A 13686-nucleotide genomic window follows, 5' to 3' on the forward strand; every position below is an offset into this window, starting at 1 on the left:
ATACCGTAATAAGTGTTTATCTGACGAAGGGTCTCGATGGCTACTGAGATCTCTCGACGCGCCGGGCCCACGAACGGAGCCACGCACGCGTCCCGCCGTTGGGAACGGTCAGCTCGTGGGTGGTAACTGCTAACTCGGGATAGCCGCCGACCTCCGTTTGGCTCTCGATGTACTCGCCATCGCGGTTACGGATCAGATCGATGACACGCTCGTCGTGGGGCGTCCGGTCAGCGGGCCGTGCTCCCGCGTTCTCTAAGTTGTGTTCGTACACGTCTGCCGACGGCATCGCTTCGAGTCCGGCAGGCCAGACCGGACGCTCACCGAGCCGTTCGTCGACGTCGATCAGCGGGTCGGTGTCTGGATCGGCGCGGTTGTCGCGGGCATAAACGTGACCGTTGCTGATCGGGGCCTGATCCGCGTCGAGTGGATCAAGAAAGCTATTCCCGACGATCGCCGAGTACGCCTCTTCGGCGGGAGTCGCTCCCGAGTTGAAGTGATACACGACGTTGTTGACGACAGCGGTTCGACCACCAAGGTTCGGGTTCCGTGCCCTGTTGAGCGCCCAGACGTTGCCTAGCCAGCATATGTTTTCCGCGTCGTCGCCGGCCCCGATGGAGCCGTATCCGTATCTGATGTCCAAGGCCTCGGCGATCAGGCTGTTCGATACCGTCGTGTCCGTCGTCCTGTACGCGACGGAGAGGTTTTCGACCGTTCCCCACGTGGCTGTACAGTGGTCGATGACGTTGTTTCCGACGTCGTCGTCCGTCGTGAGCGAGTCGACCGCCCAGTCACGAACCGTATCGTGACCGGCGTCGCCCGCGCGGAATCGTAGGTGCTGGATCACACAGTTGTTCGCATCAAGCACGAAACTCCCGCGGACGAACGTGATGCCCGGCGAAGGCGCAGTCTGACCGGCCAGATACAGATCGTCGTGTGAAACGACGAGACGGCGTTCATCGAGATCGATGGTACCGCTGGTTTCGAACACCACGAGGCGAGGCCCATCGATGTCGACAGCCGCTTGCAGTTGTCGCCGCGTCGGTTCGGTGATCGGAACGATCGGGGTGGTGTCATCGAGCCACGGAGCAAGGTCTGCGAATCCGTCGGCCGGATCGAAATGGGAAACGCTGTCGGGACCGGCTCCGGTCTTGCCACTCGAAGTACGGGCAGCGGTGTTAAACAGGTAAACCGGGCTAGTGATGGGGGTGCCATCGGCGGTCTCGACGGTCGCTCGAATCTGGTAGTAGCGCCTGCTCGTCAGTTCCGAAAGATCACGAGCGAACGATCCCCCCGCAGTGGGCGTCTGAGAACCTGTTGCGGTCCAGGACGCGCGGGGGACCATCCGATACTCGAACACAGCCTCAACCGCTCCGGGATCGGCGATGTCCACCGACGCTTCGACCGTCGCTGACGTCGGGGAGACGTTCGTTATGGTCTCTATGGAAACGATACTCGAGGTGGTGAATCGTCGGATTGCTCCAGTGGCGTCATCACCGTCGCTGGTTTCAATGACCGCTCGGTACTCGTACTCTGTGACGCTCCGCGAGAGACCCGAAATTCCCCGAGTAAACGCGCTAGTCCCGTCGTGTGTCTCCGGCGGCGTCGTGGTCCACGACGTCGCCCCCTGTTCTCGGTACTCGAAATAACACTCCGCGGTGTCGGCACCACCGAGATCCGTTAATTCCCCCCGTAGCGTAGCACTGGTCGCCGTCACGTCCGTCGGCTCGTCGGTCGAGACGAAGGGAACGCTCGTTTCGGTAGAAACGCTACCGGCCGTCCTGACGCTGCCGATATCCCGGTTCGCAGTCGGCCCAACTCCTTCGAGATCCTTGAACGTCGCTCGACAGAGGACGTTCTCGTTGTGACTGGTAACCGCCAGCCCGAGATACGCGTCGTCGCTGATGGTGATGTCATCAGCGGTGAACCGACGGATCATTGCCCAGTCGCTCTCGCCGGCCGGCTCGTCCTGTGAACCGAACGCCTCGATGACGTCACCTGCCCGTTTCAAGCGCATCCAGTCGGCGTAGATGTTCGTCGAGCTCTCCATCATCTGTGTTTGTACTCCCGTTTCGGGTCGCCACTGTACCGACTCTTCTTCCGTCGGCCGCCGCCGGAGCATCAGGTTCTTCGAATCCGCGTCGAGCGTCTCCCGTACCATGAGTCCAGCTTTCGCCCAAACGTTCGTATCCTCCACAAAGAGGTTCTGAACGACTACGTCGAAATCACCGCTGACCGGCGCATAGTAGTAATGAAACGCGTCTTCGGTTCCCCAGATGTCGACCCCACCGCCTTGCAACGTGATGACTGTCGCCGCGTCGGCGGTATCGCTGACCAGCGCTCCGATCGAGAGACCGATACTCCCCGCTCCGATCGCACGCAAAAACGTACGCCTGTTGTGTGTCATTAGATACCCCTGTACGAACCATACGTTTCAAATATTTAAATTTATCTTATAAAATAATATTAATAATTAGTTATAAAATTAGAGAAATTTGAACTCCGATAGAACTCATGCAGATAGTCCTTGTCGGAAAGATCGTACGGCTAAGTCCGACATCTGCTTCTGTTGTGCTTTCGCGAGCGAGTACATCACAACCTATAAATCCATACTGATTGCACATAGAAATGAATGGCAGGCAGTGATCTTCGATACGGTATCGTTGGCTGTGCCGGAATGGGGGACACTCACGCAACGGCTGTCGAAGCGATCGATGGCGCGACGTTGGTCGCTTGTGCGGACATCAAGGCGGAAATAGCCCGATCCGTTGGGAACGACTACGGGATCGCCTGGTACACGGACCCAACTGAGATGGTGATCGACGCGGATCTCGACCTCGTGAGTGTCTGTACACCCAACGGAACACACCTCGAAATAGTGAACGATCTCGCAACGACAGGCGTCGACATCCTCTGTGAGAAACCGCTCGAGATCACGCCCGAGCGCGTCGATCGGCTGATCGACGTCTGTGAACGCGAGAACACCACCCTCGGCTGTATTCTCCAACGGCGGACGTTCGGTGGGCCACGGCTCGCACGTGCCGCACTCGCTGACGGTCGTCTCGGTAATCTGATCTTCGGAGACGTTCGGGTGACGTGGCACCGAAAGCAGTCTTATTATGAGGACAACGCGTGGCATGGAACGACTGACACTGATGGTGGGATCCTCTTCACTCAGGCGCTGCATGGGATCGATCTCCTTCAGTGGGTGACAGGGGGAATCGAGCGGATCTCCGCCGAACTCGGCACGCTCCACCACGATATCGAAGTCCCGGATACCGCGATCGCGAGCGTCGAATTCACCGACGGCGGTTATGGGCAAATCACGGCCACGACAGCGGTGTTTCCACAACAGCCGATCAGCCTCCGTCTTCAGGGTACTAGGGGGACGGTTCAGTGGCACGAAGACAAATCCGACCACGAGAACGAACTCGAAGCGTTCGAGACGGTTGACAGTCCTGTCGACGCCACACCCGAACCGTTCCATCTGGGAACCGGTATCCGGGGCCAAGTGCGGGACTTCGTCGCGGCTGTTCGTGACAACCGCGATCCGATGGTTCTCCCTAAAGAGGCGCGCAAAGCACTCGAAATCACGTTTGCAGCTCGAAAAGCCGCCAACCATGGTGAATGGGTCGACGTCGGTCACTAACGGGGTAAAACCAGCGAGCAGCGTCGGAGCTATGCGATAGATTTATACTATGTGCGACACATCGGAGAGCTATGTCCCTGTCAGAGCAGCAGGTACGGAGTCGTCTTCAAGGCGTAGCTGTTGGATTATTGACTCCATTCAGCGACGGACATGATATTCGACATGAGGAACTCGCAGAGAACGCTAAAGAGCTGTACGACGCGGGAATTCGAACGTTTCTAGGGGCTGCGAACATCAGCGAGTATCACTCGTTGTCCAAGAGCGAACGAGCAGACGTGGTCGAGACGAGCGTGAAAGCGTTGCCATCGGACGCCTGCGTGCTAGCCGGCGTCGGTGGCAGCACGGCTGAGGCCACGGAGCTGATTCGCACGTACGATCGTCTCGATGCCGATGCGATGATGATCATGCCGCCCGATCACACGTATATCCACGAACAGGGGTTGTTAGAGTATTACCGCGAACTCGGTGCAGCGACAGAGACGCCACTCGTCCCGTACGTTCGAGGGTTCGATCCGTCCGTCGAGTATCTTGCCCGTCTCACTCACATCGACAGTGTCGTTGGGATCAAATACGCGCTGAAAGATCCAGTGAAGCTGGGTGCCGGCGTCGCTGCCGGGGCCGACGAAGTCGTCTGGGTCGATGGCCTCGCTGAGCCGTTTGCCATCTCCTTTTGGGCTGAAGGCGCAGAAGGGTTCTCGGCTGGAGTCAGCAACTTCAGGCCCGAAGTCGGTCTCGAACTGTACGATGCGCTCTCCACGGGAGACTGGGAGCGAGCGTGCCAGCTCCGGAACATCTGTCTCCCATACCAGAACTTCCGGGATGAGACGGGTCAGGAAAACGAGATCGAGGGTGCGATCAGCGTTTCAGCCGTCAAAAAGGGTCTCGAACTCGCCGGACTCAACGGTGGGTCAGTCCGAGAACCGATCCGCCCGCTCGCCGACGAAGAAGAGCGCAAAGCTGAGCGTCTCTACGATCAACTCGACGACGACATCGAATCCCTCATCGGATGAGCGTGTCGCTGCCGGAACGGGACGAAAAGGAACCCAGGTAGCGAATCGACCAAATCGGGTGTGTTCCGTCGGGGGGAACGAGCCCGTATAGTCACATCACTCACAGTCTCCCAACCAGCCCGGATGACATTCACCGTCTCACAGTTCACCGGTGCTCGTCTATCATCCCGAGTGATACCACGGAACACTCGCGAATTACAATAGTACAGTTGTCATCGTTCGTGGTAGACGAACGCACCCCGACTTGGAGAGTCTAACGCAGAAACGTCCCGATAGAAACGTCTCACAGTCCAATCAGAGACGACAGGTGGTTTGCTACAGCGGAACGTTCTCCCGTCCACATGTATCATTTCCTATCACACACCACGCTGTTCACGCGGTAATACCGCCGAAAAAACGGCTGTACCGAATCATCCGTTTCGGACTACGGGAAAGACAGACATCTTATTAGCTGATAATTGAATTCATATATCATAATATTGCCAGCCGCCTGCGAGCGGGAGCGGAGTGGACCGGCGGGACACACACCTCCCCATTATATCGAGTCGTCGGGACCCACCGCAGAACGAATCACATCCATCATTACATGCGTACGACTGTAATCCAATTACAGTCATCTTCAACGAGATGATGGCACGCCAGAACGAGTATGTACGAAAACCACGATTCATTGAACGATCGGCCCACGCAGACAGCCCATTCTATACAAATGGTCCCCATCTACAGTTAATAGTTCATTTGATACATATAAGTAAATTTGATGTGTATTGTCATACATCGTGGGGGACCGTCCGGTCCGATAGGCACACTAGTTATCCGCTCTGCCCGTCGTGTTCGATGCGGTAGATTCCGGCATTCGATCCTTCGTAGCCTTCTCCCCATTCTAAGAGATACAACACGCCGTTCGGACCGATTTCCAGATCCATCGGTGACAACAGTTTTGCGTTCGGCATGAACGCCGCTATATCAGTCACGGAACCGTCTTCGGCGTACTCCACGGTTTTGAGCCAGTTCGCCCCCCACTCCGCGATGAAATGCTTGCCGTCGTACTCTTCTGGGAGGGCACCCGCGCCTGAATCGTCGCTGTACCGGTAAACAGGGCCCCCCATCGGAGCGCCGCCTTCGAGAGTTGGCCAAGGAGCTTCATCGGGGACGGCCGCGTAATCAGGTGCATCGGTGTATGCATCCCACGAGAACGGGTACCAGAGCGTCGCTGGCCGGACTGAAGGGAGTTCTTCGAGACCGTCGTTGTTCGGTGAGCCGTTAACCGGGTTTGCGGGATCGAATGGACCATCGGACTCCTCTGTCTCGAAATCGTACTCGACGTAGGGATGGTTCGGTCCCCGTACGTATGGCCACCCGGCATTCATGGGTTCGGAGACGCTGTTGATCTCGACGATGCCGATCGGACCGCGACCAGCGTCCCACTCACCGGCGTCCGGTCCGTAGTCGGCGTAGTGTAGCACGCCGGTTTTCTGGTCGACGCTCATTCGGAAAGGATTACGCACCCCCATCACGTAGATCTCCGGACGAACCAGTCCGTCCTCGATCTCTGCGGCGTACTCGTCCTGTGGAAAGAGGTTGTCGTCGGGAACCGAGTACGATCCGTCGTCCTCGGGGGAGATTCGGAGGATCTTCCCGCGTAAATCCGCCGTGTTGGCCGCTGTCCGCTGTGCGTCGTACGGTTCCCGTCCGTCACGCTCGTCGATCGGCGTGTACCCATCCGATTCGTGCGGATTGGTATCGTCACCGGTCGAGAGGTAGAGGTCACCCGACGGACCGAACTCGATGTCGCCACCCGCGTGACAACACGTTTCACGCTGGGTTGGAACCCGCAGGATCTCGACCTCACAGTCGGGATCGATCGAGTTGCCCCGGACACGGAACCGTGACAGCTGATTGTACGGTTCGTCGCCGACGACCTCGTTCGGCGGGGAGTAGAACAGATACACCCAGCCGTTCTCTTCGAAGGCAGGATCGAAAGCCAGACCCTGAAGACCGTCTTCCTGTCCGGTGTAAACGTCGATTTCGAGGGCAGTCGTGATCTCACCGCTTTCGGGATCGATCACACCCACACGTCCCGTTCCTGTGGTCTCATCCTCGGCGTCCTCGCTGAAGTTACCGCCACGAGTGGTGTAAAACACTCGACCATCAGGCGCGATCTCGATCGCCATTGGATCAGTGAGATCCGAAGCCAGCTGTCGTTTCGTAAACGGAGACGGGTCCGTTTCGTCGTCGCCATCCGTCTCCGTCTGTTCGTCATCCTCGGTACTGCCTGTGATTTCGACACTGCCCCGCATCGATTGGGGATGTGGTTGGCAGAAGTACTCCGACATTTCTTCCGTAGCGGTGAATTCGACGGTTTGTGTCTCTCCCTGTTCTGCCATGATATCAGACGAGAGGAGTTCTTGCTCGTTTCCGTCGACGACCACGAAGTTATGCCCCATCCCGTCCCGGTTCGTCCACTCGACGGTCACCGCCTCACCAGGTTCGAAAGTGAGCGTAGGATTGGTCTCGTCCGCGATATCGTCGGGTGAAACACCCTGCCACCCAGATATCTGACCGTCAAGCGTGATCGATGATCGGGCACTGACAGGCCAACTCATCCCTGCGGTCCCGATCACCCCGACCGCGCCGAGCGCCCGGAGAACCTGCCGTCTGCTCGTGATTCCATTCGTCAGACTCTTACCCTGATCCGAGTTACTCACGAAGAAAGTATTTCATTTCTACATATAAATAATTATCGGTTAATAATATATTATTATTTTATTAGAATAGTGATATATTATCTAATAGTTAGTATGATTGCATTATACTCGGGTCCAATAGCGGTGAGGCGAGAGGAAGCGCAGATCGGTTGTTCACTCTTCGCTGTCGTATGGATCACCGAGGGAAGCGGGCACGCGGGTCGAACCCCACATGGTGAGTACGACGATTACAGCAAGATACGGAAACAGGTTGACCAACCGGTTGGGAAGATCGATTCCGATCGTTTGGAACTGGATCTGAAGCATATCCAGCCCACCGAACAACAGCGCCGCCACAGCGGCTCCGATCGGATTGTAGTTGCCAAACAGGTACGCAACGATCCCGATCCAGCCTCGTCCATTGACCATCGTGTCGCCCGTCCCAGTGAACGAACCGGCGTGTGCGAGGAGAACAGCACCACCCAGCCCCGCCATCACACCCGAGAAGATAACGGCTGCGTACCGGACGCGCCCCACGCTGACGCCCGCCGTGTCTAGGGCCTCGGGATTCTCACCGGCCGCCTGAATCCAATAGCCGTAGCGGGTGTGATAGAGGATTGCCCACGCGACGATCGTCACGAAAGCGGTGAGGAGCACCAACGGGGAGATGTCAAACAGCAGTGCTCCGACGATCGGAAGCTCCGAGAGTCCCGGAACCGTGAGGTTCTCGACGCTCACGAGTCCGGGACTGTTCTGACTGTCCCAGAGGAGCACAGCTACGAAGGGGCCGAAGCCGAGACCGAGAAACCATACCGCTAGGCCCGCCACGATCTGATCCGCCTTGTACCGGATCACCAACACGGCAAAGAGAACGGCAGCGACCGAGACGATCGCTACCGATCCGAGGATGGCCATCCAGAGAGTGTTCTGTCCGGCCGTCTCACCTCCGATGAGCCACGTGAGCGCCGCCGTGGTGACCGCACCGAAGATCATGAATCCTTCGACCCCGATGTTGAACACACCGCTTTTTTCGGCGTACAGCCCACCGATCGCCGTGAGTGCGATCGGGGCCGCCGCCTGAAGCGATCGGCTGAGAAATCCCACTGTGAGCAGCTCAGCGAGCGGAAGATCCAGCCAGCCGATCAGTGCCACGCCAACAAAACCGATTGCAGCACCGATCTCAGTCCGACCCCAGTTCCTGACAGCACTCACTGCTCGTCACCTCCGAGTCCGATCCGCTTTGCGGCCATTCGAAACAGCTCCGGGGCGGAGACGAACAGAACGACGAGCCCAACGACGCCATCGATCAGTTGCGCCGGAACGTTGCTACTAATACCGATATACGAGCCAGCAGAATCGAGGCTTCCGAACAACAGCCCGGCTGGGATGACTCCGAGCGGATTGTTTGCTGCTAACAGGCTGACGGCGATCGCATCGTAGCCATACGACCCGATCCCGGCCGGATCGCTGTAGTACCCCTGAATCATGACTGTGAAGACCGCGCCTGCAAGCCCTGCGACCATCCCGGAAAGGGTCATCGTCACGACGACCATCCGTTTGGCATCGACACCGGCATACGCCGCGGCGGAGGCCTGCTGTCCACTGGTGACCATCTCGTAACCGAAGCTCGTCCGGCGCACGAGAACGGCGATCAGTACGGTGACTGTGAGCGCAACGACGAGTCCAACGATCGAAAAGTCGGGTGAACTGTAGATGAGTTGGGGCAACTCGACGTACTCCGGGAGCCGCTCGGTGTTTGGTGCGGACTGATCGGCTCCACGAAACGGGCCCTCAACGAGCCATCCAACGATCCCGATCGCGATGAAGTTCAGCATGATCGTCGTAACGATCTCGTTTGCGCCACCGTACGCTTTCAAGACACCGGGCACTGCTGCGTACGCACCACCGGCGACGATGGCCGCGAGAGCACCTACGAGCAAGAGCACGACACCGCCGATCGGTCCCTCCGGAAGCACTGGAGCCGTCTGGAGGATGGCGAGCACCGTCGCAAACCCGCCGACGATGAACTGACCATGGACACCGATATTGAACACGCCAGCCCGAAACGCGATCGAAACTGAAACGCCAGTCAGGACGAACAGCGTCGTGAACATGAGCGTCCGGGCAATGGCAGCTTCGCTGCCGACGGCTCCATCGAGCAGGTTTCGGCTGAATACGGCAGGATCGTAACCAGCCCCAGCGACGATAACCATCCCGATCAACAGGGCCAACACCGTCGCAACTGCCGAGATCACCACCCGTTCGAGGACGGAGACGGTTAGTATCGTTGTGGCAGCGCGATCGAAAACGGCCCGAACGGAGTCCGAATCAGGACGGTTCACGTCCGATCACCGTTGTTATCACCGGTATCCGATCGATCACTGTCGTTCCGACCGGACGTTCCACGCTCAGCGCCCACTAAGTCTGGGGTGCTCTCGGCCCCCTGCCGTTCTGTTTCGTCGTGGTAGCCGGGATCATGACCAGCCATCAAGAGACCGAGCTGCGCTTCGGTGATGGTGTCCGGATCGACGATATCGATGAACGCACCGTCGTACATCACCGCGATACGATCGGCGAGCTGTTGGATCTCTTCGAGCTTCGAGGAAACCACCACGATCCCGAGTCCCTCGTTACGCAACCGTATCAGTCGGTTGTGAATGAATTCGGTCGACCCGATGTCGACCCCCCGCGTCGGATGCATGGCGATCACGAGGGCCGGATCGCGCTCGATCTCTCGTCCAACGATGAACTTCTGTTGGTTGCCTCCGGACAGAGACGCCGCATCGATGTCGACATTCGACGGCTGAACGTCGTACTCTGCGACGATCTCCTCGGCGTGGTCCCGAACGGTTCCCCAATCGATGACCCCGTTGGTAACGTAGTTATCGTTCGTCTGATTGCCGAGTAACGCGTTGCGAACCAAGCTGTCGGCTTGGACTAAGCCCACAGAGTGGCGATCTTCGGGAATGTAGGCGATTCCGGATTCGATACGCCGACGCCGGCTCATACCAGTGATCTCTTCGCCCTCGAAACGGACAGAGCCCGCCGTCACGGCGCGTAACCCAACGATCCCCTCGATCAGCTCGGACTGTCCGTTACCTTGGACACCCGCAATACCGAAGATCTCACCCGCTCGAACGGTGAGATCCACTCCATGGACCCGCTCGCGGTCTCGATCACCGTCGACTCGTACGTCCTTGATTTCGAGGAGGGCGTCACCGGGAGAGGTTTCACGGGACGTCCGGTCGAACAACACGTCTCGTCCGACCATCATGCGCGCGAGCTCCTGCTCGGTGGTCCGGGCGGCGGCAACGGTGCCGACGCTGGTCCCATCCCGAAGGACGGTGATCCGATCGGCGACCGAGAGCGCCTCGTCGAGTTTGTGCGTGATAAAGACCAGTGAACAGCCGGAGTCAGTCAGTTCGGTCATCATATCGAGGAGCTGGTCGACCTCCGGTGGTGTTAGGACCGCTGTCGGTTCATCGAAAACGAGGACGGTCGCGCCTCGATAGAGGGTCTTGATGATCTCGACTCGCTGGCGGACACCCAGACCGAGAGCACGGATCGGAGTGTCGAGGTGCTGATCGATATCGAGTCCGTAGCGCGAACAGATCGCTTCGATGTCCTCGCGGGCGGTCGATTCGTCGACAAGTCCATTCGATGTCGGTTCGTGGCCCAAAATGATGTTTTGGAGGACAGTCATCGGTTCGACCAGCTGGAAGTGCTGGTGGATCATCCCGATGCCAGCGTCCATCGCATCCCGTGGGGCACCGAAATCACGAACATCACCGTCGACGTAGATCGTTCCCTCGTTTTGGTCGTACAGTCCGTACAGTACATTCATGAGCGTCGTCTTCCCCGATCCGTTTTCCCCCAGTAAGGCGTGAACCGTGCCCTTCCGGAGCGTGAAATCGACGTCGTCGTTGGCGACGACGTCACCGAAGCGTTTGGTGATCCCAGCAAGACGGACCACTGGGGTGGACGGACGATCCTTATTCATGATGTATACGGTGTTCCATATCTATCGGATCAGTCACACCCGGTTGCACCACAAGGAACGGTGATATCGCCGTCGAGGATTCCCTGTTTGGCTCGTTGCATGTTTTGGTCGACGGCGGCCGGGAGAGACCCTTCGAACGCTTGGCCGATCACACAGTCGATGGCTTCCTCCGCGAGCGACAAGGTGTTGTTACCGGCGATGCTTTCGAAGTCGTCTTCCGCAACTGCCGTCGCGGCCGTTTGTGTCCCCTCATCGATGTATTTGACGGCGGATCCGAGAACAACGTCCTGGAAGTCGGGAAGCGCCACGGACTGATCGGAGTCGACGCCGATGGCGTACCGACCATCGGCTTGCGCGGCCTCGAAGACGCCACGACCCGCAGCTGCAGCAGCGTGATACACGATATCGGCACCAGCATCGTACTGTGAGCTGGCGATATCGGCCGCCGTATCCGTGTCGGTGTAGTTGCCGATGTAACCGACATTGACCTCCACGTCGTTGGTGACCCACTCGGCTCCGGCGACGTAGGACCGCTCGTACGCGTTGATAAGCGATTCATCGACGCCACCGACGAACCCGATTTGTGCGCTTTCGGGAACCGTTTCGCCACCGCCGTCGGAGAAGCCCTCTGTCGTCATCGTGCCCGCGAGAACGCCCGCGAGATAGGACATCTGATGATTGGCCCAGATGTAGCCCGCAACGTTTGCCTCGTCGACGTGGTCATTGATGAGCATCCAATACTGATCGGGATAGTCCGTGGCGTTTTGGGTCAGTGCCTCGGTGTGATTGTACGAAACCAGTACGATGAGATCGTACTCACCGCTTTGAGCCAGTTCCGATTGGGTCGACTGGTATTGAGCCTGTTGGGTTTCTTCGACCCGGTTGAGTTCGATGTCGTGCTCCTCTTGAGCGTTCTCGATCCCCTTGAGCGCGAGATCGTTGAACGCGTTGTCGTCGAAACCAGCAGGACTCGATACGATCGCAACGTTCGTCGTCTCGTCTCCACCACCGTTATCATCCGAGCTGCCGCCGAGACACCCAGCAAGCCCTAGGCCCCCGACGAGAGCGGCTCCCGTCGTGAGAAACCGACGTCGATCAACACTGCCCGCTCGGTGAGATACGTGCTCACGCTTCGTATCCGAATTCGAGTGGCCATTCATATCATTCGAACAATTGTTATTGGCCCACATATAAATATTTCATGGAGGGATATATGACACACCTCCCGTTCGGCGCGCCCTGCGTAGTGGCGCATGTTCCGAGACCGGCCCACACTCAGCAGTTCCCACCGCCCGTTCGGTCAGTGCCGTCGAGAGTAGGATCGTACGCTGGCGGACCCATTTCCGAGAGCTCGATTCGGCCCGGTTTTTTCGTTCCATCCAGAAGCGAGAGAACGCCCGCACCGGTTGCCACGGAACCCGCTGGATCGGTCGGCTCGTCGTGTTCGTAGATCAGATACTCGACGTTCGCCTTTGTGCGAGCGACAGCCGAGACGGCCCGCATGTCGACAGCTCCCTCACCGATCTCGGCGAACTCCCCGTCGACCATATCCTTCATGTGGACGAGATGAGTTCGGTCGCTGTACGTCTCGATGACTTCGACAGGATCGAACCCGGCAGTATGAACCCATCCGACATCGATTTCGAAGCCGATACCGTCGTTCAGCGACTCATCGAGCACCGCAAGCGGCGTTCTATCGTCGGCAAGACGCTGGAATTCGCCGTCGTGGTTGTGATAACTCAACTGCACGTCCGATCCGAGCTGCTCGTCGACCGCATTCATCCGCTCTGCAAGCGTCTCGGTCTTTTCGATCGTATCGATCCGAGAAGGATCGATGTACGGAACCACGAGATTATCGACGCCGATCTGTGTGTACGTCTCGACGGTCGTCTCCAACTCCGTCTCCAATGCCTCGAGACCAACGTGGGCACTGCCCCCCACCAGTCCCGTCCGTTCGAGTGTATCGACGATCTCATCCGCGCTCGCCTCACCGAGACCGGCAAATTCGACGGCGTCATAGCCGGGCCCACCGTTGTTGTCGACGGCACCGACGCGTCGAATGAGGTCGAGTACCGTGTCAGGGAGGTTCCGAAGCGTGTAAAACTGGATCGCAGTCGAAACACCCCGTCTGGGAGGCGTGTCGGCGTCGGGAGTCCTTTCCGTATCGTTCGTTCGTGCCGCTGTGGTTCCAACGACGCTGCTCGAAAGCCCAAGCGCGGCGATTCCCTGAAGTACCGTCCGTCGCTTCGTCGAGAAATGACGACTGACTGTGCTACTGACGCCATCTGCGGAACTGTCTTCGTTCATGGCTGTTTCGACGTCGTGCGCCATCGGACCGACCCG

The 13686-nt window shown here is 58.3% G+C and carries 9 protein-coding genes; 2 read left to right on the top strand and 7 right to left on the bottom strand.

The window, feature by feature from the left end; genetic code table 11:
- Nucleotides 1-40: 40 nt before the first annotated feature.
- Nucleotides 41-2404, bottom strand: coding sequence for a hypothetical protein (locus tag MW046_RS14945; RefSeq protein ID WP_247994959.1), 2364 nt, complete (start codon nucleotides 2402-2404; stop codon nucleotides 41-43).
- Between the two features lie 225 nt (nucleotides 2405-2629).
- Between MW046_RS14945 and MW046_RS14950 the strand changes: the two genes are divergently transcribed.
- Together MW046_RS14950 and MW046_RS14955 are read left to right on the top strand one after the other, a co-directional pair.
- Complete coding sequence (locus tag MW046_RS14950) at nucleotides 2630-3646, top strand: Gfo/Idh/MocA family protein (RefSeq protein WP_247994960.1); 1017 nt, start codon at nucleotides 2630-2632, stop codon at nucleotides 3644-3646.
- Nucleotides 3647-3717: 71 nt separating this feature from the next.
- Complete coding sequence (locus tag MW046_RS14955) at nucleotides 3718-4656, top strand: dihydrodipicolinate synthase family protein (protein WP_247994961.1); 939 nt, start codon at nucleotides 3718-3720, stop codon at nucleotides 4654-4656.
- Between the two features lie 812 nt (nucleotides 4657-5468).
- On the opposite strand, the gene MW046_RS14960 is transcribed toward MW046_RS14955, so the two are convergent.
- From MW046_RS14960 to MW046_RS14985, 6 genes are all read right to left on the bottom strand, one after another.
- Complete coding sequence (locus tag MW046_RS14960; protein ID WP_247994962.1) at nucleotides 5469-7364, bottom strand: PQQ-dependent sugar dehydrogenase; 1896 nt, start codon at nucleotides 7362-7364, stop codon at nucleotides 5469-5471.
- 153 nt (nucleotides 7365-7517) lie between these two features.
- The gene (locus MW046_RS14965; RefSeq protein ID WP_368411422.1) at nucleotides 7518-8555 is read right to left on the bottom strand and encodes an ABC transporter permease; all 1038 of its coding nucleotides are present in this window, start codon (nucleotides 8553-8555) and stop codon (nucleotides 7518-7520) included.
- On the bottom strand, nucleotides 8552-9628 hold the full coding sequence (locus MW046_RS14970) for an ABC transporter permease (protein WP_247995238.1): 1077 nt from the start codon (nucleotides 9626-9628) through the stop codon (nucleotides 8552-8554). Before MW046_RS14970 ends, MW046_RS14965 begins: the two co-directional genes overlap by 4 nt.
- A 53-nt stretch (nucleotides 9629-9681) precedes the next feature.
- The gene (locus MW046_RS14975; RefSeq protein ID WP_247994963.1) at nucleotides 9682-11343 is read right to left on the bottom strand and encodes an ABC transporter ATP-binding protein; all 1662 of its coding nucleotides are present in this window, start codon (nucleotides 11341-11343) and stop codon (nucleotides 9682-9684) included.
- Between the two features lie 29 nt (nucleotides 11344-11372).
- Nucleotides 11373-12503 carry a BMP family lipoprotein gene (locus MW046_RS14980; RefSeq protein WP_247994964.1) on the bottom strand — a complete coding sequence of 377 codons (1131 nt, stop codon included), beginning with the start codon at nucleotides 12501-12503 and terminating at the stop codon, nucleotides 11373-11375.
- Between the two features lie 115 nt (nucleotides 12504-12618).
- Nucleotides 12619-13674 carry a sugar phosphate isomerase/epimerase family protein gene (locus MW046_RS14985; RefSeq protein ID WP_247994965.1) on the bottom strand — a complete coding sequence of 352 codons (1056 nt, stop codon included), beginning with the start codon at nucleotides 13672-13674 and terminating at the stop codon, nucleotides 12619-12621.
- Nucleotides 13675-13686: the final 12 nt, after the last annotated feature.

The sequence above is a fragment of the Halocatena salina genome, assembly GCF_023115355.1.
In the GTDB taxonomy this organism is placed as follows: domain Archaea; phylum Halobacteriota; class Halobacteria; order Halobacteriales; family Haloarculaceae; genus Halocatena; species Halocatena salina.

Coding starts and splice junctions, on each gene's coding strand:
- MW046_RS14945 (WP_247994959.1), bottom strand. CDS start 2,404: ATGACACACAACAGGCGTACGTTTTTGCGTGCGATCGGAGCGGGGAGT.
- MW046_RS14975 (WP_247994963.1), bottom strand. CDS start 11,343: ATGAATAAGGATCGTCCGTCCACCCCAGTGGTCCGTCTTGCTGGGATC.
- MW046_RS14980 (WP_247994964.1), bottom strand. CDS start 12,503: ATGAATGGCCACTCGAATTCGGATACGAAGCGTGAGCACGTATCTCAC.
- MW046_RS14950 (WP_247994960.1), top strand. CDS start 2,630: ATGGCAGGCAGTGATCTTCGATACGGTATCGTTGGCTGTGCCGGAATG.
- MW046_RS14985 (WP_247994965.1), bottom strand. CDS start 13,674: ATGGCGCACGACGTCGAAACAGCCATGAACGAAGACAGTTCCGCAGAT.
- MW046_RS14955 (WP_247994961.1), top strand. CDS start 3,718: ATGTCCCTGTCAGAGCAGCAGGTACGGAGTCGTCTTCAAGGCGTAGCT.